Origin of the sequence: Staphylococcus massiliensis CCUG 55927 (genome assembly GCF_000298075.1) — a bacterium.
In the GTDB taxonomy this organism is placed as follows: domain Bacteria; phylum Bacillota; class Bacilli; order Staphylococcales; family Staphylococcaceae; genus Staphylococcus; species Staphylococcus massiliensis.
The window spans coordinates 126,162-150,981 of the sequence record NZ_JH815594.1 but is presented as its reverse complement, the minus strand read 5'-3'; the positions used below and the strand labels follow the sequence as shown (position 1 = coordinate 150,981).

Here is a 24,820-nt window from a genome sequence, read left to right as displayed (position 1 = left end):
TTCCATAGTACTTGCATGCTTTAAACCCCTAAAGTATTTAATGGAAACATTTTACCATATTTTTGGTCGATGAAGTAATATTTTAAATAATAAAATTGTGATAAATTCAAATCGTTGAAAGTTTGTTTTATAGAAAGATATAAACGGGGGAACAAATCGTGAAGCAAGATATAAATAAATATAAACTACCAACACATGTTAAAATGTTGCATCGACAAAATGATTATCACGTTTATGCAACACCGGAAGAATTTCTTAAAGAATTGCCTGATGTTTCTACAATTACTTATTTAAAAGACAATTGGAAAACATCCATTTATGAAGATCCTAAAAACTTACTTGAACAACTTCTATTAACTACACAAATTAACGACACGCTAAAATTAGAACATATCCCAATCAGCGAACATGAACATACTTCTTTTGAACAACTTCTAAATGATTATCCAACGACGACTGTATTTAAGACGAGATTTAATATGAAAGATTATGAAGCGGTTAAAGATTACCATCTTACGTTACGTCAATTAGCACCATTTACTACGGTAATGCTGAATCACCATTATATTGATACGAGTGGTTATGATAGTTCGACCAAGCATTATGAAGTATCTGAAGTGATTAGTGCTTTTGATAATGAGCTAACTTTAGTCATGCACCCAGGTATAGCTGCCTCGAATTTAGCGATATCGAACGTGGAAGCTTTCATAATGAAAAGAGAGGTAGAACGCTTAGATGATTTTGATCTAGACATTAAAGTCATTAATTCGAATCAAGCTGAAGTAACTTTCAAATGTTTAGATGTAGAAGGGCGACCATACTTAAACTGTATGATTATGGATCCTAAGGGTAACACGCTCCTTACGCAAGAATTAGACTACGATAAACCAATTCAACTCCGTATCACGCATCCAATTGTAATGACTCCTGAAACAGAACACTTCTATGTATGTATTATAGAGTCTGAAACTGAATATATTAAACAAGAATTTGTCATTAAATTATAAATAATTCGATATACACCTTGTCATTAAGGGTAGGGCAGAGGGCTTTTAAAGTGGAAATAGGAAAGCTTTGAAAGGTATTGCCGACCACGATGATGAGGTGTATTTATGTGCAATGATAAAAATCTGTGTATTAAATATTAACCAGTACCTTGCAATGTATAATAGTGATGTGCTATATTCTATTTGAGTACTTGGTAATACACAGTACCGGAAAACGAGGTGTAACGATTGAATATTCAATATAAGAAAGGCGCTTTAGAATTAATTGTGTTATTAATCATCAAAAATGAGCCTCAATATGGGTATTCGCTTGTTCAGTCAATCGGGCGACATATGACGATTGCTGAAGGAACGGTGTACCCACTTTTAAGGCGTCTCGTTAAAGACGACGTGTTACAAACTTATTACCAACCGTCATCTGAAGGTCCTCAACGAAAATACTACGACCTTACAGAAAAGGGACGCGAGCGTTTAGAAGCACGTTTAGTTGAATGGGAATCATTTATTGAGATTGTAGACATTTTCATAAAGGAGGCAAACGCGAATGAATAAAGAGGCTTATTTAGCCACATTACGAAATCATTTAAAGCATATCAGTGAAGATGAAAAGAACGACATAATCGATGAATATCATATACATTTCTTAGATGGGATGCGGGATGGTAAGTCTGAAGCACAGATCTCGGAAGAACTTGGTCACCCTAAAGATATTGCTAAAGAAATGAATGCATCTATGGCTGTCGAACGCGCACATGAAAGTGGTAAGGTTGGTGATGTCGGAAAAGCAATTATCGCGACGATCGGACTAGGCGTGCTGAACTTTTTCGTGATTACGATACCGTTTATGTTTATCGTCGGTATATTGTTTACGATTGCATCGATGAGTGTAGGCTTTGTAACCGCGCCATTATTTATGATATTAAAGGGAGCTACGGATGGCTTTAACAATCTTATGCCTTTAGAAGTCTACGTTTCTCTAACGATGTTTGGCATAGGGCTTATATTCCTAGTGATCGCGATTAAAGCTATTAAATCATTTATTAAACTATGTGTTCGATACTTGAAGTGGAATATTGATCAGTTTAAAAGGAGTACGAAGGCATGAGAAAATATTTAAAGATACTATTAATCATAGGACTTATCATCACTGTTGTATTCGGAGCTTTGACGTTCTATGAAGTGAAGAAAATGAGTGAAGATCATGGCGTCACTAAGAAGAAAAGTAAATCGTTCGATGAACCAATTCATGGGTTAGATATTGATACGATCTCTGCAGATGTTGAGATAAGAAAAGGCGATCGCTTTAAGGTTGAAACCATGCTTAATGATAAGGTTACGAAATTTAGCACAAAAGTTGAAGATAAAACGTTGAAGGTAGAAGAAGATTCAAGCTTCCATGTAGAATTTGACATCTTTGGTAAAACTAATCGCAACAAAGTTATCGTTACTGTTCCAGAAACAGAATTGGAGAAACTTAAGCTAGAGTCAGATTCGGGTGACGTTAAGATTAAAGGCATTCGATCTAAAATGTCTGAAATAGATGTTGATTCAGGCCGTGTGAAATCAGAACACAATAAATTAGGAAATTCTTTAATTCATATCGATACTGGCGACTTTATTTCTAAGAAAACGACTTACACACGCTTAGACACTTATACGAACACAGGTACAATTCGTATAGAAGATATGACACCTGATATTTATGCGAGTGCAGAAACGGATACAGGTGAAATCGATATTACGTATGATGAATTACCTCAAAATACACAATTTGATGCGCGTTCCGGTGTTGGCGATGTTTCCTTTGAAAATGATGCGCTTAAAGATAGACGTAGTGGTGACGGAAAGTATCTATTTAAATTAGTAGCCGATACAGGCGAAATTCGAATTAAATAAGGTTGATGGAGTGAGGCGTGAGCGCCTCACTTTTTTAGTTTAATCAACGGGAACTAACGCTTTATAAGGGCTTTTCAAGGGGGAGCGAAAATAAATATTAAAGTTTTTAGAACTTTAAAAATATATTTTCAATAATTGGAATTAAACAAGAACCTTGTATTATATCTAAAAAAATGTATAATTCTGATAGTAATAATATGAATAGGAGAAATGAAAATGTCTAACGAATTACGCAGTAAAAAACAGTATGGTGCTTTAGCGTTACTTCCGTTAGTGATTTTTTTAGTGCTTTACATTGGCGTAGGGTTGTTTTTTACGATAATGGGTAGTGAAGATGCTTTTGACAAATTGCCTAGATATGTCGCGATATTTATAGGTATTGCAATCGCCTGGTTATGTTATGACATTAAGACGCCTTTTACTAAAAAGGTTAAGGTATTTACAGAGAATGCTGGTAACTCAGGCATTGTGCAACTTGGATTAATCCTGTTATTAGCTGGCGCGTTCTCGACTGCCGCTGGTGAAATGGGTGGTAAGGATGCCATGGTGAACATGGGATTATCAGTGATTCCAGCGAGCTTGATTATTCCAGGGATATTCATTATTAGTGGTTTCGCCGCGTTAACACTAGGTACGTCGACTGGCGCCCAAGCAGCCTTTATTCCTGTAGGTGTTAGTGTCGCACAGGCTGCTGATTTAAATGTTGCAGCTGCAGGTGCTGCGGTAATAGCAGGTGCATACTTCGGCGATAACTTATCGATTATTTCGGATACGACGATTGCTGCGACGAATGGTGTTGGCGCGAAGATGAAAGATAAGTTTAGAATGAACTTTCTGATTGCGCTACCTGCAGCAATAATTACCTTTATCATTTATGCGGTAGTTGGCGGTACTGGTAATATTAAAGGTGACTTAAGTTTCAATTTCTTAGATGTGTTACCGTATCTATTTGTGTTGGTAGCAGCAGTTTTTGGTCTGGACGTTATTCTTGTACTCATGATCGGTATTGTGATGACGGGGATTATCGGAATTGCTGAAGGTAAGCTTGATTTCTTCCAATGGACGAGTGCGCTTGGTAAAGGTATGGAAAGTATGTTTCCAATCTTCTTAGTCGCATTCTTAGTTTCTGGTTTAGTAGCCTTAATCCGTTATTACGGCGGTATTGATTGGGTCATCAAGACTATGAAATCTAAGGCCCGAAATCGTAAGAGTGCTGAATACGTCATCAGTTTCATGGCAGGTATTCTATCCGCGTCACTTGTTCATAATGTGCTTGCGATTATTATTTCTGCACCTATTGCAAAAGAAATCGGTCAGGAGTACAAAGTGCCACCGAAGCGAATGGCAAGTCTACTTGATATCTTTGCGGCAAGTGCTTTGATGTTGTTACCGCATGATAGCGGCATGTTAATGGTTGAACAATATGGTAAAGTTTCATATTTAGAAGTACTTCAATACTCTTTCTATCCTTTAGTATTGATGATATGTGCGATTATAACCATCCAGTTTGGTTTACTTCGCAAAAAGGAAAATAAGTAAGTATAAAAAGTGGAACCTGCTAGAGTGGGTTCCACTTTTTTTTGTGGGTAGTGAGGTGTTGGCATTGAATTTTGTAGGAGGGCGCATTTGAGTGATTTGAAACTTGATGGTGAATCCGTAATCAAGTCTCAGAGCCTTTGAAACTTGATGGTGAATCCGTAATCAAGTCTCAGGGTGTTTGAAACTTGATGGTGAATCCGTAATCAAGTCTCAGGGCATTTGAAACTTGATGGTGAATCCGTAATCAAGTCTCAGGCCATTTGAAACTTGATGAGCGAGCCGTGATCGAGTCTCAGAGCCATTGAAACTTGATGAGCGATCCGTTATCAAGTCTCATCCACCATTCAAAGTTTCACTAAAGGGCTTTTCAGAAAGTGAAGTAAAGGAATATGGTGGTCAGCGTCTCATACATCTATTTCCAAGTATCTTTGGCGTCGATCATATCGCGTTTCGGACGACGTGAGACATAAGGGTTCCCTTTAACGGTGAAACGAAGCGGTTTATCCGTCCATTCACCTTTATTAGGAATGCCAATTCGAGCATCAGCTACGATTTCTTTAGGATATCGACGGTTTTCTTCATCTATATAAAATGGGCCGGCATTGATTGGCGTGCCATCTAAACTTTGCTTGATGTTCATAGCTTTCGTCAATTTACCTGGACCATTTGTGATATCATAGCCTGTCTTATTTCGATTCAACGACATCTCTTCAACACCTTCATCAGGTTCAATTCCACGGATCAATATACCATGAGGTACATCTTCGTCTTGAGCTACGAAATTGATAAGTAAATGTGTATGCATCACATGCGCATAAATTGTGCCGCCTTTACGATATAGCGACTCGACTCGCGGTGTTCGGCGACCGTTGTAACTATGCGACGCGCGGTCAATCGTCCCGAGATACGCTTCTGTCTCAACAATAAAACCGCTAAATCTCGTGCCTGATTCAGGATCGATATAAATAATCTTAAGGCCCAGTAAGTCCTTAGCTATCGTTTCAGTGTCTCTTTCAATAAAATCCATGACGTTCACTCCTTGTTAGAATAACTTTATCATTAATTTAAATGGACTTAAATACTGATATCATTGCTTTATTAAACAATCTAAAATTATAATTAATTATAAAAGTGTTTTAATTTTTTAGTTATATGATACGATGTACTTATATTTCAAAATTACAGAAATTTTTAAAAAGAAGGAGAGACTTTATGAAGAAGGACGTAGGGTTTTTAGAAGCGTTTAAATTATTTTGGACGAACTATTTTAATTTTAGAGGAAGAAGTCGTCGAAGCGAGTATTGGTATGTCGCACTATGGTTTGTCATTATACATATCGCTTTTATGTTCGTTACAATTATTAGTTTCATTATTAATCCGATATTAGGAATTCTAATGGGAATCATTTGGGGACTATTCACATTAGGGTCTTTTATACCGAACTTAGCATTATTAGTTCGACGATTCCATGATGTAGGATTTCCAACTTGGGTGCCAATCGGGTTGTTTATATTTAATTTTCTTGTCGGCGTAGGAACAAACGTCGTTCAAGTCGTTATAGAGAAAAATTATACGCCTGAAAATTTTCCAATCGGTCTCGCGATTTTCATGATGGTGTTTGGTTTACTAAGTTTCGTACTTAGCATTTTCTCTCTCGTCGTGACGATTCTTGATTCTAAGAAAGGCACGAACAAATACGGTCCTAATCCGAAAGCAATCAATCATTACGACAATCGCTATGACGGTGATGGCTATAGTGACAACCAGCGTGATTTAAACGATCGTTTTCATGGTGATGCTTCTTCTGAAAAGCCCCACGAAAATAATCAAGACAAATATCATTACTAATTCTTAAGTGGCTTGAAAATTATCGAGCCACTTTTAATAATTCCATCAAGGAGGCGCTTAAAATCGAAAGAGATATAGGATTTTTTGAAGCACTTGTATTGTTTTTCAAAAACTACTTCAACATTAAAGGTAGAAGTTCTCGAAGTGAATTTTGGTACATGGTCATATGGGCGATATTGTTTACAATTGCGTTAACTGGTATTTCTATTTTAGTTTCCGAAATGTCATTTAATTCTATGAACGACAGAATTTTAGAGTTTATAATCTCACTCATATTCATTTTCTTAACAATTCCGGCGTTCACACTTAGTGTGCGACGCTTTCATGATGTAGGTTGGTCGATGACTATTCCAATTATGATACTCATTATATCTTTAATAGCAAGGTTCTTCGGGTTCTTCATAGAATTATCGTCAGGATTGGGTTTTACACAAATTGAAAAAGCAGTTACTGCACTCAGTACACCAAATTTTGATTATTTAAGTGGTGCATTTGGATTAATTCTAAGTAACCTATATTGGCTGCTTACGATAGCTATCTTTATTGTCGCGATATATAAATCGCAAAAGGGTCCTAACAAGTACGGTCCAAATCCTAAAGAAGATTTCGGGTTTTAAGCTTCAATTAAAAAAGGCGAACTCAACACATCGAGAGTTCGCCTAATTTTTATTCATAAAATATGCAATTTTAATAAATATCTCCAAGTGTCGCAGCCATGACTGATTTTATCGTATGCAGACGGTTCTCTGCTTGATCGAAGACGACTGAATGTTTACTTCTAAAAACCTCATCTGTGACTTCAAGTTCCTTCATACCAAACTTTTCATAGAAGGCTTCGCCCATTTCGCTTTTCAAATCGTGACAAGCAGGAAGGCAGTGTAAGAAGAGCACATCTGGATTCTTCGTTTGATCTATCATAGATTGGTTCACTTGATATGGTTTAAGTAGTTCAATACGCTCTGCAACTACGGATTCATCCTCACCCATAGACACCCAGACGTCAGTGTACAACGCGTCAGTACCTTGAACTGCTTCCTCGATATCGTCTGTAATAAGGATATGACTTCCAGATTCGCTCGCAAAGCTTTTGGCCTTTTCCACAACGGAAGCTTTAGGTTGTAAAGCAGTAGGTGCAGCAATATGAATGTTGACACCGAGCAGACTGCCCGCAATTAATAATGAATGCGCAACGTTGTTTCGACTATCTCCCACGTAAGTGAGCGTTTTGCCTTTCAATGCACCGAGCTTTTCTTTAAGGGTCATAAAGTCAGCTAACATTTGAGTCGGATGCCAATCATCCGTTAAACCGTTCCACACGGGAACACCTGAATGTTGCGCTAAATCCTCAACGTCTGATTGTTTAAAGCCACGATACTCAATACCGTCGAACATTCTTCCAAGCACTTTAGCCGTATCTTCAGCCGATTCTTTCGTACCAAGTTGTAAATCCTTTTCACCGAGAAATTGTGGGAAAGCACCCATGTCTCGCGCGGCAACAGTGAACGCACAACGTGTACGCGTCGAAGGTTTCTGAAAGATAAGCGCGATGTTTTTACCTTCAAGATAACGATGCGGAATGTGTCGTTGCTTTTTATCTTTTAACTCCATTGAAAAGTCAATTAAAGTTAGTAGTTCATCACCTGTATAATCCATCGTTTTTAAAAAGCTTTTACCTTTAAATTGATTAAGTTGGTGTAATGAAGTTGTGTAAGTTGTCATAATATCCACTCCAATAATACCAGTTTGAATTTATATAGAGTATAAACGAATAAATATTCTAAATCAAGTATTAATATACAATTACGAACGAAAGTTGACAGTCTATAAGATGTCATATATATTGTACATGTAACATATATGTGACATTTGAAGAGGTGGCATTTTGAAACAGGTTAACCATGTGAAAAAGTATCGAGGCGCGCGCGGCCTCTCTCAGTTAGAACTAGCGAAACGAATAGGTGTCTCTAGACAAACGATTAACTTAATTGAAAATGATAAGTATAATCCATCATTAAATTTGTGTATAAACATCGCGAAGACACTTAATGTAACTTTAGACGACTTATTTTTAGAAGGTGATTAATATGGCGAGCTATCGTTTAAGTGATTTTACGAAAGATCAATCGGGACTAGATGAATATCAACGTACTATGGGCACGAAGATAATTGGATTCGTTGAAACGTTGTTAGTAGTGGCTTTATTTATAGTGTGGTATATCTCAGTTATCACATCGATTGCGACAGCAACAATGTCACTCACGCCGATTCTATTAACAGTAATCTTCTTTATAGTAGGCGCACGAGCGGCAATTCATAGTGACTTTGTGACACAACGTAAGAAAGTTGTGGCGAGTGAAGCGGAGAAAGAAGCATATATTCAACGTCGTAAACGTATCAGTATTATCGGTGGTGTCTTGGTTTATCTATTTATGGTTATATCAATGATGATTATGATGTTTACTTTAAAGGTGAATGTATGGAATGCTTTTATTCAAATAACCGGATCCTTTGTAATCTTTTACCTACCTTTAGCGTATTCATCAACTAAACAACTGCGTAAACAAGTCAAAGTAGATGCTGATGGAATTGGTGGTGTTGAGGCATGAAGATCATAGATTTTGTTTACAACTCACTTCTTGAAAATGACAAACGTGATGAACTTGAACGTTTGAAATTATTTAAACTCAAAACGATTACGTATCTCATTCTATTTTATAGTGTGCTCCTTACGGCAGTACTTGATTTAGCATTACAACTTATTCTACATCAAAGTATTGTAATGCCAATCATTTTAATCCTATTATTGTTAGGTTCATATGTAACCATTCGTATATTGTTCTATCGAAATGGCATATCCCTAAAGAAAGAATAAATACTTAGTTATCCGGTGAAGTACAATCTTTGCCGGATTTTTTATTTTGAAAAAGGGAAAGGTTAAATGAAATCAGTTTTTGAAATATTCTAACAATTTTTGTAAGATAAGGTAAAAGCTTAAAGGGGAAAATTTATGGAGAAAAAAGATAAGAAGTTTCAGCTCAAAACGCCTCACACATACGCGTTACTGCTCATGGTTATCGCCTTATCTGTCGTGCTAACGTACGTGATACCTGCAGGCACCTACGACCGTGTTAAGGAAGGGGATCAAACGAAAGTAGTGCCAGGTTCTTACCAACACGTAGATCAGCAAGCCGTACCAGGCATAGATATGTTTCGTTCGATTCCTGAAGGTTTAATTTCAGGAGCGGATATTGTATTTTACATCTTTTTAGTAGGGGGCGCATTCGGCATTGTCCACCGTACTGGTGCTATTGAAGCGGGTGTTAATAAAGCGATGCGTTCTTTAGGTAAATCTAAAGTGTTAATGATTCCGCTCACGATGTTGTTGTTTTCTGTGCTGGGCTTTTCAATTGGGTTGGCGGAGGAGACCATTATCTTTGTGCCAATCGGTATTATAATTGCGCGCGCACTTGGCTATGACGCGTTAACGGGTGCTGCGATGGTGATACTTGGTGCATCAAGCGGATTTATTGGGGGGATGTTGAATCAGTTTACGGTCGGTGTGGCACAAAAGGTTGCGGAAATTCCGATGTTCTCAGGTTGGGGACTGCGTTCAATTATATATCTCTTTATCGTGTCTGCGGCGATTCTTTATGTCATGATATATGCGAAACGCATTAAAAAGGATAAGACGAAGAGTTATGTTTATCACCTTGAACAAACACCTGAAGCACAGTCTCAACAAATGGTAGATAAAATTCACTTCTCAGTGAGGCAATTACTGAGTTTACTGATACTTGTAGCGGCCATTGTCGTGAACGTATTTGGTATCTTTAACTACGGTTGGACGTTCAACGAAATGAGTGCGAACTTTTTATTAGCAGGTATTATCGCAGGATTTGTCGGTGGCCTTGGCTTTAATGGTACGTTTGATGCATTAATTGAAGGTATGAAGTCCGTGTTGTATGGTGCGATGATCGTAGGATTTGCGAAAGGTATTGTTGTGATACTTGAGAATGGTAAGATTATCGACACGATTGTGTTTGGTATGACGTCACTTCTTGAAAATTTACCTGGCGCAGTAACGGTACTTGCGATGTTTATCTTGCAATTTATGCTTAATTTCTTTATTCCTTCAGGTTCGGGTCAAGCTTTGACGACGATGCCATTAATGGTACCGATTTCAGATATTCTCGACATCAATCGACAAATTACCGTTCTCGCTTTCCAATATGGTGATGCGATTAGTAATAGTTTATTCCCAACATCGGCAGTACTTATGGGGGCGTTAGCCGTTGCCGGTATTTCATATGTAGAATGGCTGAAATTTGCTTGGCGTATTATCCTAGGTTGGGTCGTAATTTGTGGATTAGGTATGACAATAGCATTGTTAATTGGTTATTAATTTTAAAGTAAAATTTATATTCTTTTAACTAAAAAGTCCTCAATTATTATATACTAAGAGTAATGCAATTAAAGTAAGGAGTGTATATGCATGACGTTATCTGTTCAAAGTATCTCGAAAACGTTTGGGGACTTTAATGCTGTTGATGATATTTCATTCGAATTATCTGAAGGTCGCATGCTTGGTTTCTTAGGACGTAATGGTGCTGGTAAGACAACGACGTTTAGAATGATTCTTGGATTGTTAAAACCTACGTACGGTAAAGTAACTTATAAGGGACAGAAAGTAGATAAACACTTATATGATTCAATAGGTTACTTACCTGAAGAAAGAGGACTTCATACAAAACATACCGTTGAAGAAGAGTTGGTGTATCTAGCTACGCTTAAAGGTATGCCTAAAAAGGAAATTAAAAAAGCTTTAGACGTATGGCTTGAACGCTTTGAAGTGACGGAACATCGTACGAAGAAAATCGAAGCGTTATCTAAAGGTAACCAACAAAAGATTCAATTGCTGGCAAGCTTAATTCATAAACCAGAATTACTTATTTTGGATGAGCCGTTTAGCGGACTTGACCCGGTTAACGTAGAGCTTTTAAAAAAGGCGGTCATTGAATTGAATGAAGCGGGGACGACGATTATCTTTAGTTCGCATCGTATGGATCATGTTGAAGAGTTATGTGACGATGTTGCGATTATTAATAAAGGTCAATTAGTTGTATCAGGTTCGATTAAGGACGTTAAAAATGATTTTGGTCATAAAAAGATTGTGATTGAAGGCGAACATACATATGAGGATTTAGAAGCGTTGCCTGGAGTTGTGGACCTTTCACAAAGTAAACGTGTTACAGAGGTGCTTATTGAAGACGAAGCGGTAGCGGAGCAGGTCTTCCAAGCGGTCGTAGCGAAGGGCTATGTGAAACGTTTCCAAGTTATCGAACCATCGCTCACTGACATCTTTATTCAGAAAGTAGGTGAGGTTCATGAGTAAGTTTCTCGCGACATTTAAACTCACTTACATTAAAAAGATTAAAACGAAGTCGTTCGTCTTGATGACGTTATTAATGATGGTGTTAATTTTGGTAGGTGCAAATATTGATAAAATCATTAAAGCATTTAACCCGGGTATGGGCGAAGTAGGTATTGTTACGCAAGATAAAGATCTATACAAACAACTTAAGGCAGCTGAAGAAAAGATTGATGACAATGCTAAAATTCAGTATGTGAACTCAGCTGAAGCGGCTAAAGAGAAAGTTAAAGATAAGGATTTAGATACGGCATATATTATTGAAGAAACAAAAGATCACGCGTTGAAAGGAACGATTGTAGGGCGCCAAAACGCAGATCCAGGCGATAAGGCGAAATTACAAGGCATCTTAACGACGTTCCAACAACAACGTATGAGCCAAAGTTTAAATATCAAACCTGATAAAATGCAGAAGTTGTTATCTCAAAGCCAGGTAGATGATCTCAAGGTTTCAGAAGATGATAAAGAAACTGAACGTGATTCGAGTGAATCTTTCTTTATCACTGGATTTGTCTATGTCATCGTGTTCTTAATGTTCTTTATCATTATCAATTATGCGAGCCAAATCGGTATGGAAGTAGCTAATGAGAAGACGTCACGTGTTATCGAAATGGTTATAACGAGTGTGTCTCCAATTGCGCATGTGCTATCGAAGATACTCGCGATTATAGCGGTCGCGTTTACACAACTACTGCTTATCGTAGCTACGATGGTATTTAGTTACTTCGTGTTTGACTTAAGTAGCCTGTTTGAAACACTTGATCTTAAAGTTGGTCCGGATGCCGTTAAAGTCATGATTTATGGTGTTATATTCTTTATCTTAGGTATCATCAGTTTCATATTCTTAGCAGCAATGCTTGGTGCAATGACGGCTCGTATTGAGGATGTTGGTCAAGCGATTGCGCCGATGACGTTAATTCAAGTAGGGGCTTTCTACATTGTAATGTTCAACCTAGCAACACCGAACTCTCTTATTGCAAAGATTACAAGCTTTATACCGTTATTCTCGCCGTATGTCATGTTCTTAAGAAGCTCGAGTCCAGATACACCGTTTTGGCATGTTTTAGTCGGTATGATTATTTCACTCATTACGATTGCCGTCTTAATGTTCTTAACGATGAAAGTGTATAAAGACGCTGTATTATCATTTGATAAAGGTTTATTTGCTTCAATTAAGAGACTTTGGAAAAATAAAAACGCATAAGTGATTGCGTCATTTGTTATTTGAACGTGAGAAACTGTTTGCATGAATGTGCAGGCAGTTTTTCTTATTATAATGGTAAGATATTTAAAGGGCTTTTCAGGAGGTGACAAAGATGTCAGTGATTTATCCAATCGCGGTATTTATATTGGCTGGATTATGTGAAATAGGTGGCGGTTACCTCATCTGGTTATGGCTACGCGAAGAACAAAGTATGTTGTTCGGTTTAGGTGGCGGTATACTGCTGATATTGTATGGTGTTGTTGCAACGATGCAAGTATATCCGACGTTTGGACGTGTTTATGCAGCTTATGGCGGCGTATTCATCGTCATGAGTTTAATTTGGGGATTCGTCGTTGATAAGGAAGTTCCCGATAAATTTGATGTGATTGGTGCCGTAGTTTGTATCGTTGGGGTGCTAATTATGGTATTACCACATCGAGGTTAAGTCGTTAAGGTTGATTGTGCGTTGGCGTAATTTATGTTACGGGTGTAAAATTAAAGAATCGAGACAAAATAAATTTGATTAATTAATTTGATACAAAAAATTTCCCTTAACAGCTGACTCCTAGGGGAGTAGCGTGCGTCTGGAGACTACAGGCTCCAGCCACGCCCCAGGAAAGCATGCTGTTTAAGGGAAATGCTTAATATAGCAGTGTTAATGCTATGACTTTTGATAGTTGCAATATTTCATTCTATTTAATTTTATTACCTTGAGCGTCTAATTTCACGATTGGCTTACCTTCTTCTTTTTTGTATGTACCCACAATTTCAAGGTTTTGATCACGGTAGTTTACCGTCCAACTCGTGATGCCGTTATGCCACTTAACATTATCCCAGATGTATTTTTCCGTATCGATAGGCTTGCCTTCGAATTTATTAATCATGTCATAAACTTGAGTGCGCGCACGTGTCATTGTTGCTGTACTTTCTTCAGCCTTATATTTTTCTGCAGTTTGTTCATTATCGAGAGGGTTTTGGTTACTAAATTCTACTTTTTGAGCTAATTCATTAAATGATTTTAATTGTTTATTATCTTGATATAACTGATTTAAATCAAGTTCTTTACCATTTTTCAATAATTCTTGATATGAGCCCGGGCTTTGTGAGCCAGCGATAAAAGCTTTATCCTTCCCAATACCAATCTTCGTAGCGAAAGGCTTTTTAGGTGGGTACACCGTATAGAATTTCATATCCTTCGGCGCTCCAGGTATTGGGTTCATTTTAATTAAATGTAATTTATAAAGTTGTTTCTTTTCAGGTGGATTCGAGTAATGTTGTTCGAAGATACCTGTAAGAATTTCTCTTTTCGATAATGTAAATTCTGATGCTTCATCGGCTGAGAACACGAGCGCAGCTTTCTGAGCAGGCGATAAGTTACTTACGCCTTGATCTTTTTTCTTGTCGTCAGCAGCTTTTGATTCAGTTGCTTGATCTGATTCAGATGCCTTCTCTGATTCTTTAGTTTCGTCTGATTTCGACGTTTCTTCAGTTTTAGCTTCCTTATTATCTTCAGATGACTTAGATGATTTTGATTCTTCTGTCGCTTTGTCTTTCGATTTTTCTTCACTTTTAGGTTCGCTTTGTTTCTGATTCTCGTCTTTATCAGATTGCTTACTTTCAGTTCCGCCGTCACACGCAGTCGTAAAGATAAATAATGTGCTTAACAACAGTATGAGTCTTTTCATGAATGGTCTCCTTTATCATATTTTAATTTTAAGGTGAAGCTATTTTTTATAATAACATAATATTTAAAAGGTTTTATCAAATTAATTATCTTATTTCTATTTTTATTACACCTCTTGAAAAGCCCTTTGAGAAAGAGGCGCTTAAGAAGGTTTTAGGAAGTGATTTTAGATTATAGGGATTTAGGAAATTGAGGTTGTTACAAAGACTGAAGTAAACAATGTAATAAGGAAGCCATGTTACAAAGACTAAAGTAAACAAAGTAATAAGGCTTCCATGTTACAAAGACTGAGATAAACAATGTAATAAGGAAGCCATGTTACAAAGACTGAGATAAACAATGTAATAAGGAAGCCATGTTATAAAGACTGAAGCAAACAATGTAATAAGGAAGCCATGTTACAAAGACTGATGCAAACAATGTAATAAGGAAGCCTTACGTACCTCTAATCGTCTACTTTTTAGCCTTCGCTAGGCGCTTTTCCAAAGTTTGACGACGTTCATCCGTAATATACGGATTTCTAAGCGCATACTCTAATTTCACGATATTCTTACGGTCGACATAAAAGACATCATTTATATCTGCTATTGATAAACGTGTAGCAGGTTCAGCTTCTTTAACCAATTTCATATGATCATCAGGCTTAACATGTCCTTCTTGAATAACACGCATATAGCAACCCGTTTTACCAGTTTGTGACATGCGTTTGACTAAGTCTTTGACACCGTACAAGCTTTGAATTTTCCAACAAGGTTCACGAATCTCAGAAACTTCGATAATAGCCTCTCCAAGTTGGTATTGGTTACCAAAGTAAAGATCAGATTCATCGATTTTTTCAATAGTTAAGTTCTCACCAAACATCGCATATTCAGGCATAGGATCGATATCCGCTTGCCACATGTGATAGTTATGTTTACTAAAAATACACACAGCTTTATCTGGACCACCATGACTATGATATTGCTGTTCGTCTTCAACGAACCCTGTCTTTGATAAAAACATTGATTGTTGAATAGGCTTTTTCATAATGGCAGACGACATTGCCTTATCTTGACCATAGGGCACTTCGTCGATTTTACCAGTAGAAATGGCGATAATTTGATAGTTCATACGATTACCTCCGGACGTTTAATTACTAGTATCGTATCATTACGCCAGATAAATTTCAGTATTAAAAAAAGAGCGAGACCAGAGTCCCGCTCTTATACATTAAACTTATGCCCAACCTACATGACCTAAACCAACTATAGTGACTTCCCCGTCAAGTACTGCAAATTTAATTTGATTACCATTAAAATTATAGGCATAATCACCATTATCTTTAGAAATTTCTCCTCCTGGACCTGGATTGTCAGGGTGGAATTCATAATCTTCACCATATGCGTTAATAATATCTTCTTTCGTAAGTTGACCTGGTGCCACTCTGAACGTTGTTTTATCAGGTCGATTGTCTTCATCCACAAATGCAAAATCTTGGTCATATACTTGCTTACTCACTATATTTCCGTCTGACTCTGCATCTTGTAAGTTAACTTTATATCCATTAAAAGTAATGTTGTTATATTTCGCTGCGCGCACAAAGTCAGGATCTACAACAAAACTAGCATTGTTTTCAACATAACCATTATATTCATACCAAGGCGTTACGGCCTCTTCTTCTTGAGCTTGTGCCTCTTGTGAAATTCCCACCCCAGAAGCAAGTAAAGTACTAAACGTAATTCCAGTGGCTGCGACTATTTTTGTTAATTTTTTCATAGTATTTTAACCCCTTTAATTTTATTTAGCTTACACTTAAAAGATTACAAAACTATAAGTAAAAGTACAACTCATATACTCTGAATATTGTGAATATTAGCATAATTTTTGTTATTATTATTCCTAATAGCTATAACTTTAACTTATATGAAACTTTTTGATTTATATTAAATGATGTGAAAGTATGCAACTTACTAGTTGGATTAAATAGCTATTTTTAAAAGAGAGGCTGGGACATTATACTACAATTCCCTTAAACAGCTGGGGCATGGCCGGAGCCTGTAGTCTCTAAAGCCCAACACGTCTTTTCAATACGTGAGTTGGACTTACAAAGTAGCATAGCTACTTTGTACCATGCTCAAGCCCCAGCTTGCATAGCTTGATAATTTGCTTACGCAAATTTCCGTGCTGGGGCCCCGCCCTCTGAGTCAGCTATTTTGAGAATTGTAGGGAATAAAGCTTAATTGCTCTATTTAACGACTTATGTCCCAGCCTCTCAAAGACAAATGTATTAAACCCAGACAGTAGATCCTAAGCCAACAACTTCAACGTTTCCATTAGTAATACGGAATGATACATTATTACCATTTAAATTGTAAGTATATGTTCCATTTACTTTATATGCGTCGCCATCAGGAGTATGGTAGGCAGGTGTAAATTCATAGTTAGTACCGTAGGCTTTAAAAACGTCTTTCTTAGTTAATTGACCTTCATCTAGTACGATAGTAGTTCCATCCGGGCGTTTATCCTTATCAAAGAATAAGAATTGTTGATCGTATTTAGAATCAAATTTACTAGAAGTTTCTTCTACGTTATATGCTCCTAAATTTAACTTATAACCATTAAGTGTTACGTTATTATATTTAACTGCGCGAACGAAGTCTTGGTCTACAAGGAATCCAGCGTTATTACCAGCATTACCATTATATTCATACCAAGGTGTAACTGATTGCGTGTCTTGAGCGTGAGCGTCATTGTTAAACGTCATTCCAGTTGCGAAAAGTGAACTAAATGCAATTCCAGTGGCTGCGACAACTTTAATCATCTTTTTCATATTATCTTAACCCCTTTAACTATATTTAGCTTACGGGTATTACATTACAGTAACGTTACAAAAATTACAACAGTTTTACCATCTAAAACGACTAAATTCTTAATACATATAATTAATGACTTTTCAAAAAGTGATAAAATTTACTTATTATAAAAAGTATTTAAATTATAAATGAATGGTATTACGCTTATTTACAATAACACTATATAACTACGCTTGAGTGATGTACAATAAGTTTATAAAGAATCGTATGAGGAGGATTTCAAGATGGATGTTAATGCTTTAAAGGAAATGACGTGCGATGAAGCGGTCAAATATATTAAAGATGGTATGGTTTTAGGTATCGGAACGGGAAGTACGATTGAATTGTTAGTACCTAAAATTGCAGCATTACAAGAGCAGTCCATTTATGTAACAGGTGTCTGTACGTCTAAACAAACGAAAGCACAAGCCGAAAGTTTAAATATTCCGATTAAAGAAGTGAACGACGTGACGCATATAGACCTTGCGATCGATGGTGCTGACGAAGTTGACCCTGACTTAAACCTTATAAAAGGTGGTGGTGGCGCTTTATTCAGAGAGAAAGTTATCGATGAAATGGCTGACCAATTTATCGTACTTGTTGATGAACGTAAACGCGTTAATTACCTTGGAGAAACATTTAAATTACCAGTTGAAATCGATCCATTTAACTGGGTGCACGTTCAAAGACATATCGCTTCATATGAAGGCGTGACGCCTGAACGCCGTGAACAAGATGGAGAACCTTTTGTGACGGATAATGGTAATTATATTCTTGACCTTGCTCTCTCTGAAAAGATTGATCCTAAAGCATTACACGAATATTTAATTCATTTAACAGGAGTTCTTGAAACAGGATACTTTATCGACTGTGCAACTCAAGTCATTTATGGTACAGAAAATGGTGTTGAGGAAGTATTTAAGGAAAGTAATTAATCGAAAATAATAAGGGTATATCACAAATAAATTATGATGTTCGAAGCATCCAAGTAAGTGCGTCACACTCAACCTTAATGTATGTTAGGAGCAAAGTCTTATGAATTCAAGAGTCAACACGATGTCTCGGTCTTTTGGATTACTTCTCATATTACTCATTGCGGCTCACCAATTTCTAATCAACAAGCATCTCACGTTAGGTATCATTACCATCATTGTCTTACAACTCGGTATGTACATGATGAGAGGGTTGATGTCTAAGCGTGTTCGAAACGCCTTAATTTTAGCGATTATCTTTTTTACGTTTACGGACGTAGTTTGGATTGTTACGAACCACATTGCATTTTGGGTGTTGTCACAAGTCACCGTAATGTTTATCGCATTCGGTTTATTAATTTTTGGTCTTTTCATTCAGAAAAATGAACGTGGTAAATTAAGGTTTGTTATCGAAGAAACGTCGAAAGGTATTGTATTTGCGATTGTTTCACTTGCGACGATATTGCTTTTCGCGGGGAGCTTCAACTCGCAAATCTTTAGTATTGTGACGCAGAAAATTATGGGTGAGAAGAACTATATTCAAGCTGAAGAGAGCATCTCAGTTATTAATGGTAAATATAAATTAATTAGCGATGTTCAATATGATTCGGATAAACCGCGTAGTTACATGGATATTATGACAAAAAACGGGAAGGTCGATCCTGATAGACCAACGTTCTTTTACATCCATGGTGGCGGCTGGGTTGCTGGGGATAAGATGGAAGGTGACCCGCATTCTGAGACGAATGATAGTAACTTATTGTATCAATATAAGAAGATGGTTGATGCAGGTTATAACGTTGTAACGATCAACTATCCACTTGCACCGCAGTACCATCATCCTGTTCAAGTTCAACAAGTGTCCGATGCAATTTCCTTCTTAAAGGACTATGGTAAAGGCTACGGCATAGGTACGGATAAAATCGTGATGTCTGGTGGTAGTGCTGGTGGCCAACTTGCAGCGGAATTCGTTACGATTCAAGCGAATCCTGAATACGCGAAGATGGTTAAAGTTAAGCCAGTCATTTCTTTAGATAATATCAAAGCACAAGTTTTAGAGGTACCGATGTTAGACCCAGTACGCAATCACAAAACGGATCGCGAAAATATACTCAATGATTATATGTTTGGTCAATACTTTAGTGCCTACGTTGACCAACCGCTTGTTGTGTATCGTTCTAAATTAAATAAGAAATTGAATCTTATTGAATATATTAATGAAGACTTTCCACCAACATTTTTATCAGATGGTAACTTTGGTTCCTTCTCAGACCAATCTAAAGATTACTTTGTGTCACTCAGTCAAAATGATGTTAAGGCAGATATTTATATACCTGACATAGATGAAGGCCGAGCAGGTCATGGTTTTATGGGGGATATTGATTCCAAAGAAACACAGACCTTTACGAAGAAGAAATTAGAATTCTTGAATTCGATTGATAGCTTAAATACGAAGAAAAATAAACAACGCGAAGAAAAGCGTGAACGAGCCCAATAAACGCTGCGTTTCAAATTGAATACACAAAAATAAGCCCTAGTCTAGGTCACTTACCTTAAAGGTTAAAGTGCTTAGTACTAGGGCTTGTTTCATCTTATCGTTTGTTTCTAAATGGACGACGTCTTCTTAACTTACTTTTCTTTGATGTTTCAGGTTGCGCATCTACTTCAGGATGTTGGTCTTGAGTAACCTTTGAAGAATATGGACGACGCTCGTTAAATTTCTCATCGAGGTCTTGATTGAGTTTACGTTCATCTCGATCTGAAATATCGTCTTGTTGCCAACTATCATGCGTTTGGGCTTGGAAGTCATCTTGAGCAGGATCACGATCGTGAGTTTCGTCATAACGTTCATGATACGCATGTTGAGGTTCCTCACGTTTATCATATCTGTCTTGATAGTGTGCTTCCGAGCGACGGTTTGAGTAATCGTAACGGTCCGTTTCATCAAGTTCATCGGTATCATACGTACGTTTATGTTGGTAATCCGTATTTAAACTTTCATCATAAGAACCTCTAGCACGTCTTTGTTTCGCTTTATTTTTACCATATTTGAAAAGCCTTATAAGCATATTAATGATAATGTAAATTAAAGCACCAGCTAAGGTTGTTAAACTTAAAAGCTTGATTGAGAATAATTCGCCTGTTTCTTCACTAAAGAAGAAAATTTGTCCAATTGCCATTAACGTATGGAATACTGTCGCAATATAGATCGTACGACCTTTCGTACCACGAATTAATTCACCGGCAATTAATGAAAAGGCGAAGTAAAATAAGAAATTGTACATCGCAAATGTTAAACCAAATGACGTCACAGTAAACCAAAGTGCGTATATCACACCGACGATAATCGAAGCGATAAAAGTATAAACCTTTTGTTCAACGATATGTTGTAAATAAGAACGAAAACCAAATTCTAGTAAAAAGGCTGTCGCAAGTTGGCCTAGGAATAATTGCCATAAAGGTACGGATAAGTCCTTTGCTTGTAATAAAATAAAACTATCTGCATATGTATTAGATAAGACCATTCCGATAATAAATATGATTAGAGGTAGTAAAATCGCGAGTAATAGGCGTTCAATTACTTTCAAGTTAATACCTAATTTTAAATCACCAAGTTGAATGCGCTTATGTTTGAATACTAATATACATATTAATGAAGCAATAAATGGTGCGAATGACAGTATACTAAATACGAATTTCTTTGTCGTAATAAGGTCTTGAAAGTCTTTTAAAATAAGTGGAAGTCCAAACGTTATTACGAAAAAGACAAATATTGTCATAGCCCATTGAAAGCCTGAGATGCGCTTTTTAGTCATAGTAAATCCTCCAAATCTCTAAATGCAATATATTATAATCGCATAATGATATTATAACGACGAAATGTTTGTAAATAAATTAGTTATGGGTAATTATCATTGAAATGTAATAAAATAACAACCAGATTGAAAAAATGGTGTTCTTTATAAAGTGCCAAAGGTGCGCGTATGGCGTATTTGATTTTAAATATCGTCACCATTTATACTTAATCTGAGGGCTTAAATAAAGGGAGGATGTTAGGTAATGTATCAACAAGCAGAATCAAAACTTTGGAATGGGCGTTTAGATAGTGAAACAGAAGAACGTCATTTCAGATTATTCCAAACAGTGAACTTTGAAGATATCAACGCGGCAGAAGATCACAAAGAAGATGGTATTGGTATATTAGGTTACGCGATTGATAAAGGTGTTGAATTAAATAAGGGGCGCGTTGGCGCTAAAGAAGGTCCTGACGCGATTCGAAAGGCCTTTTCAGGATTGCCAATCCTAGATAAAAAAACAGTTACTGACTATGGTAATGTGTATCATGATCGCGATGAATTAATTGATACGCAAAAAGAGTATGCAGATTACGTTGAGAAATCAATGGCGCATAATAATTTCACGTTCTTAATTGGCGGTGGCCACGATATCGCTTACGCACAGTATCTTGGTGCACGTAAAGCGAACCCTGATGCATCAATTGGTTTCATTAATATCGATGCGCATTTCGATAACCGTAAAGAAAAGCATTCGACATCAGGTACTTGCTTTAGACAAATTCTCGATAACGACGATAATGCGGATTACTTTGTATTAGGTATCCAACAAAGTGGTAACACGCAAGGATTATTCGACTATGCTGAGGAAACGAACACTGAATTTGTGACAGCTGATGAATTACAAGGCCAAATCGCGCCACCAATTAAAGATAAAATTGAATTATTCATGCAAAATCATGACATTGTATTATTTACACTTTGCATGGATGTTATTGACAGTGCATACGCACCAGGCGTTAGTGCACCTGCAGTTCTAGGTTTAACGCCAAATATTGTTCTTGAATTAGCAAAACGTATTACGGCGTCAGACAAAGTAAATACAATGAGTATTGCTGAAATGAATCCAACATATGATGTAGATAATCGTACAGCTAAATTAATTGCGAACATTATGCATCATGTGATGTATTAGATTTCATGTCCCAATACTCACGACATAGATTAACTAAGGAAAGCACTTGTTCAGAGTGCTTTCTTTTTTTGAGGTAATTAATGTAAATTGTACGCTTTAGGTTTGGACGCATGCGTAAAGTCTTCAGTTTGCTTGTGTTAAACGATTGATAGTAGACACGCGGGATAACGGCATATCCTAAATGTTGATGAACAAAGTTCGTTGCTGCTTCAAAGCGATCGACTTCCATGACAATGTTCGCGCGGATATTAAGTCGTTTAAAGTAATCATTTAAGTGCTTTCTGACACGGTATTGCTTATTTGGCAAAATGAGTGGCAAATTCTTGATTGAAATTGAACGTTGGTTAGGAAATTTATCTTCTGGCATCACGATGACATAATCTTCTTCATATAACGGGATAGATGTGATATCTTCGTGCTTAATTTGGTCATTCGTTAATCCGATATGAATATCAAACTTGAGTAATTGCTGAATTGTTATTTCTGGGTCTAAAACTTCTGATATTTGGTAATGTTGATCAGGGAATGATTGACGATGTTTATGAATGACTAATGGTACCCAACGGCTCGTCGATTCTAAGATAGACATTTTAATTTTAGGGTCATGGCTAAAGTTAAGGTCGTGCATCTTTTCTAAAGTTTGATGATATTCTTGCACGAGTTCAGTCGCATAGTTGTAAAATTGAATCCCTTTTTCTGTAATTTTGATTGCTTTCGTTGAACGCGTGAGCAATTCATAGCCTAAATCTTCTTCCATCTTCTTAATTGTTGCAGTTAAAGAAGGCTGACTAATATGTAGAAACTGCGCAGCTTTAGTAAAACTATTATATTTCACGATTGCGATAAAGTATTCCAGTTGAATGATCTTCATATATCTTTACTCCTATTATCAAAATATCGTTCCAATTATCTGTCAATTTCAAAAATTCCAATAAATACAGGCGTTTTAATGCGTTTTTAAAATCCCTAAACTATAGGTTTTTAGGGGTATTAATAGACTTAACCTATAAATAATTAGTTTATTAATATTAGTTAGCTATATTTTATCATATTATAATAGAGAAGGAAGTGGGATGGTACTTAACACAAAGGGGTGTATTAAGTACATGTGGAAATTTTTTGTATATAGTTTTATAGGTATCTTATTCTTCTTTGTTCCTATGGAAATAGGTGGAAAGAACTCAATCTTAATTGATCACTTAGTTACGTTGATCAGGAATACAGTAGGGCCGGTATTACCGTACTATATTTTATTACTTTTAATACTTGGTGCTATTTATCCAATCGTAACAGGTCAATGGAAGAAAACGACTACCGAGAAGATATTTACATTCTTCAAAATCTTAGGGGTAATCATCGGATTTATGGTCGTGTTTAAGGTAGGGCCTGGATTTGTTTTAAATCCTAAGATAGGACCTTTCCTATTTGAAAAGCTAGCGCTACCGCTTGGTGTATTAATTCCTGTAGGGGCAATATTCTTATCACTACTTGTAGGTTATGGCCTACTCGAATTTATCGGTGTTTTATGTCGTCCATTTATGCGACCAGTCTTTAAGACGCCTGGTAAATCTGCAGTAGATGCTGTAGCGTCCTTCGTTGGAAGCTATTCAATTGGTTTACTTATTACGAATAGAGTATATAAAGAAGGTCACTATAACCACAAGGAAGCAGTCATTATTGCGACAGGATTTTCAACGGTTTCAGCTACATTTATGATTATTGTTGCAGAGACACTCGGAATCTTAGAACATTGGAATTTATATTTTTGGTTAACGCTCGTTATCACATTCGTAGTAACAGCAATTACAGTACATATCCCTCCAATCAGATTTGAATCAACAAGCACATACGACAACGTACCTTATCAAAAGGAAATAAAACAAGACATGTCTTTACTTAAAGAAGCATGGGAAGAAGCTAAAATCGCAGTTAAAAACAGTGCATCTTTATGGGAGAACGTTAAAACCAATTTAAAAGATGGTGTTGTTATGACAATTGCAATTATCCCATCAATCATGTCAATTGGTTTCTTAGGGTTAGTAATCGCTGAATACACACCGATTATTAAGTATATCTCTTATATTTTCTACCCGTTCTTAATGTTCTTTCCGATTGATGATGTATCAACTTTATCTCAAGCAGCAACGCTTTCAATCATTGAAATGTTATTACCTGCGGCGGTTGCAGGTAGTGCCGATTTAGCAATTCGTTTCACAGTAGGTGTGATGAGCGTATCTGCCATCATCTTTTTCTCAAGTGTTGTACCAGTTATTATGTCAACGGACATTAAAATCTCGGTATGGAAGCTTGTTGTGATATGGTTTGAACGCGTTATTTTAACTTTATTAATCACATTACCAATAGCATTACTTATTTTTGGGTAACACATGAATGTACCTTTTAAAATAATAGATTTATTTAA

At 36.6% G+C, this 24,820-nt stretch carries 26 protein-coding genes; 18 read left to right on the top strand and 8 right to left on the bottom strand.

Annotated elements, in window-relative coordinates; genetic code table 11:
- The first annotated feature begins 158 nt into the window (after nt 1–158).
- The 5 genes from A33S_RS0109445 to A33S_RS0109425 all read left to right on the top strand — a co-directional run bounded on the left by A33S_RS0109445 (nt 159) and on the right by A33S_RS0109425 (nt 4,442).
- On the top strand, nt 159–1,007 hold the full coding sequence (locus A33S_RS0109445) for a hypothetical protein (RefSeq protein ID WP_017176779.1): 849 nt from the start codon (nt 159–161) through the stop codon (nt 1,005–1,007).
- Nucleotides 1,008–1,235: 228 nt separating this feature from the next.
- A complete protein-coding gene (locus A33S_RS0109440; RefSeq protein WP_009382922.1) occupies nt 1,236–1,559 on the top strand; it encodes a PadR family transcriptional regulator in 324 nt (107 codons plus the stop codon).
- The gene (locus tag A33S_RS0109435; RefSeq protein WP_009382921.1) at nt 1,552–2,112 is read left to right on the top strand and encodes an HAAS signaling domain-containing protein; all 561 of its coding nucleotides are present in this window, start codon (nt 1,552–1,554) and stop codon (nt 2,110–2,112) included. Before A33S_RS0109440 ends, A33S_RS0109435 begins: the two co-directional genes overlap by 8 nt.
- Entirely contained in the window at nt 2,109–2,903 is a 795-nt protein-coding gene (locus A33S_RS0109430; RefSeq protein WP_009382920.1) for a DUF4097 family beta strand repeat-containing protein, read from the top strand. The genes A33S_RS0109435 and A33S_RS0109430 overlap by 4 nt, the downstream gene beginning before the upstream one ends.
- A 216-nt stretch (nt 2,904–3,119) precedes the next feature.
- Nucleotides 3,120–4,442 carry a Na+/H+ antiporter NhaC family protein gene (locus A33S_RS0109425; RefSeq protein ID WP_009382919.1) on the top strand — a complete coding sequence of 441 codons (1,323 nt, stop codon included), beginning with the start codon at nt 3,120–3,122 and terminating at the stop codon, nt 4,440–4,442.
- A 412-nt stretch (nt 4,443–4,854) separates the two neighbouring features.
- Here the strand turns inward: A33S_RS0109425 and A33S_RS0109420 are convergent, their stop codons facing one another.
- Nucleotides 4,855–5,469, bottom strand: a complete 615-nt coding sequence (locus tag A33S_RS0109420) for a DNA-3-methyladenine glycosylase (protein ID WP_009382918.1) — start codon at nt 5,467–5,469, stop codon at nt 4,855–4,857.
- 185 nt (nt 5,470–5,654) lie between these two features.
- Here A33S_RS0109420 and A33S_RS0109415 point away from each other — a divergent pair, with 185 nt between their 5' ends.
- Nucleotides 5,655–6,290 (top strand): DUF805 domain-containing protein, encoded by a 636-nt coding sequence (locus A33S_RS0109415; protein WP_009382917.1) that lies wholly within the window; start codon nt 5,655–5,657, stop codon nt 6,288–6,290.
- Between the two features lie 158 nt (nt 6,291–6,448).
- Complete coding sequence (locus A33S_RS0109410; protein ID WP_009382916.1) at nt 6,449–6,907, top strand: DUF805 domain-containing protein; 459 nt, start codon at nt 6,449–6,451, stop codon at nt 6,905–6,907.
- Nucleotides 6,908–6,977: 70 nt separating this feature from the next.
- On the opposite strand, the gene argF is transcribed toward A33S_RS0109410, so the two are convergent.
- Entirely contained in the window at nt 6,978–8,009 is a 1,032-nt protein-coding gene (argF, locus tag A33S_RS0109405) for an ornithine carbamoyltransferase (protein ID WP_009382915.1), read from the bottom strand.
- Nucleotides 8,010–8,172: 163 nt separating this feature from the next.
- Here argF and A33S_RS0109400 point away from each other — a divergent pair, with 163 nt between their 5' ends.
- From A33S_RS0109400 to A33S_RS0109370, 7 genes are all read left to right on the top strand, one after another.
- The gene (locus A33S_RS0109400; protein ID WP_017176778.1) at nt 8,173–8,373 is read left to right on the top strand and encodes a helix-turn-helix transcriptional regulator; all 201 of its coding nucleotides are present in this window, start codon (nt 8,173–8,175) and stop codon (nt 8,371–8,373) included.
- A gap of 1 nt (nt 8,374) precedes the next feature.
- On the top strand, nt 8,375–8,896 hold the full coding sequence (locus tag A33S_RS0109395; protein WP_009382913.1) for a hypothetical protein: 522 nt from the start codon (nt 8,375–8,377) through the stop codon (nt 8,894–8,896).
- Nucleotides 8,893–9,162, top strand: coding sequence for a hypothetical protein (locus A33S_RS0109390; RefSeq protein WP_009382912.1), 270 nt, complete (start codon nt 8,893–8,895; stop codon nt 9,160–9,162). The genes A33S_RS0109395 and A33S_RS0109390 overlap by 4 nt, the downstream gene beginning before the upstream one ends.
- A gap of 135 nt (nt 9,163–9,297) precedes the next feature.
- On the top strand, nt 9,298–10,692 hold the full coding sequence (locus tag A33S_RS0109385) for a YfcC family protein (RefSeq protein WP_009382911.1): 1,395 nt from the start codon (nt 9,298–9,300) through the stop codon (nt 10,690–10,692).
- Nucleotides 10,693–10,782: 90 nt separating this feature from the next.
- Nucleotides 10,783–11,682 carry an ABC transporter ATP-binding protein gene (locus A33S_RS0109380; protein WP_009382910.1) on the top strand — a complete coding sequence of 300 codons (900 nt, stop codon included), beginning with the start codon at nt 10,783–10,785 and terminating at the stop codon, nt 11,680–11,682.
- Nucleotides 11,675–12,922: an ABC transporter permease gene (locus tag A33S_RS0109375; RefSeq protein WP_009382909.1), complete on the top strand. Its 1,248-nt coding sequence runs from the start codon at nt 11,675–11,677 to the stop codon at nt 12,920–12,922. The genes A33S_RS0109380 and A33S_RS0109375 overlap by 8 nt, the downstream gene beginning before the upstream one ends.
- Nucleotides 12,923–13,040: 118 nt before the next feature.
- Complete coding sequence (locus tag A33S_RS0109370; RefSeq protein WP_009382908.1) at nt 13,041–13,367, top strand: YnfA family protein; 327 nt, start codon at nt 13,041–13,043, stop codon at nt 13,365–13,367.
- Nucleotides 13,368–13,614: 247 nt separating this feature from the next.
- Here the strand turns inward: A33S_RS0109370 and A33S_RS0109365 are convergent, their stop codons facing one another.
- The 4 genes from A33S_RS0109365 to isaB (A33S_RS0109350) form a co-directional block, all read right to left on the bottom strand.
- Entirely contained in the window at nt 13,615–14,607 is a 993-nt protein-coding gene (locus tag A33S_RS0109365) for a hypothetical protein (RefSeq protein ID WP_009382907.1), read from the bottom strand.
- Nucleotides 14,608–15,059: 452 nt separating this feature from the next.
- Nucleotides 15,060–15,716 (bottom strand): MOSC domain-containing protein, encoded by a 657-nt coding sequence (locus tag A33S_RS0109360; RefSeq protein ID WP_009382906.1) that lies wholly within the window; start codon nt 15,714–15,716, stop codon nt 15,060–15,062.
- Between the two features lie 105 nt (nt 15,717–15,821).
- Complete coding sequence (gene isaB, locus A33S_RS0109355; RefSeq protein ID WP_009382905.1) at nt 15,822–16,361, bottom strand: immunodominant staphylococcal antigen IsaB family protein; 540 nt, start codon at nt 16,359–16,361, stop codon at nt 15,822–15,824.
- Between the two features lie 511 nt (nt 16,362–16,872).
- Nucleotides 16,873–17,415, bottom strand: coding sequence for an immunodominant staphylococcal antigen IsaB family protein (gene isaB / locus A33S_RS0109350; protein WP_017176776.1), 543 nt, complete (start codon nt 17,413–17,415; stop codon nt 16,873–16,875).
- A gap of 267 nt (nt 17,416–17,682) precedes the next feature.
- On the opposite strand from isaB (A33S_RS0109350), the gene rpiA reads away from it, so the two are divergent.
- Both rpiA and A33S_RS0109340 read left to right on the top strand, forming a co-directional pair.
- The gene (gene rpiA / locus A33S_RS0109345; RefSeq protein WP_017176775.1) at nt 17,683–18,372 is read left to right on the top strand and encodes a ribose 5-phosphate isomerase A; all 690 of its coding nucleotides are present in this window, start codon (nt 17,683–17,685) and stop codon (nt 18,370–18,372) included.
- A gap of 121 nt (nt 18,373–18,493) precedes the next feature.
- Nucleotides 18,494–19,906, top strand: coding sequence for an alpha/beta hydrolase (locus A33S_RS0109340; RefSeq protein WP_238537489.1), 1,413 nt, complete (start codon nt 18,494–18,496; stop codon nt 19,904–19,906).
- 94 nt (nt 19,907–20,000) lie between these two features.
- Here the strand turns inward: A33S_RS0109340 and sdpC are convergent, their stop codons facing one another.
- Nucleotides 20,001–21,224, bottom strand: coding sequence for a peptidoglycan release complex CPBP-like subunit SdpC (sdpC, locus tag A33S_RS11945; RefSeq protein WP_017176773.1), 1,224 nt, complete (start codon nt 21,222–21,224; stop codon nt 20,001–20,003).
- 244 nt (nt 21,225–21,468) lie between these two features.
- Between sdpC and hutG the strand changes: the two genes are divergently transcribed.
- Complete coding sequence (gene hutG / locus A33S_RS0109330; RefSeq protein ID WP_009382900.1) at nt 21,469–22,398, top strand: formimidoylglutamase; 930 nt, start codon at nt 21,469–21,471, stop codon at nt 22,396–22,398.
- Here the strand turns inward: hutG and A33S_RS0109325 are convergent.
- On the bottom strand, nt 22,376–23,269 hold the full coding sequence (locus A33S_RS0109325; protein ID WP_009382899.1) for a LysR family transcriptional regulator: 894 nt from the start codon (nt 23,267–23,269) through the stop codon (nt 22,376–22,378). The two genes, hutG and A33S_RS0109325, sit on opposite strands and share 23 nt — an antisense overlap.
- Nucleotides 23,270–23,504: 235 nt before the next feature.
- On the opposite strand from A33S_RS0109325, the gene A33S_RS0109320 reads away from it, so the two are divergent.
- A complete protein-coding gene (locus A33S_RS0109320; protein ID WP_009382898.1) occupies nt 23,505–24,782 on the top strand; it encodes a YjiH family protein in 1,278 nt (425 codons plus the stop codon).
- Nucleotides 24,783–24,820: the final 38 nt, after the last annotated feature.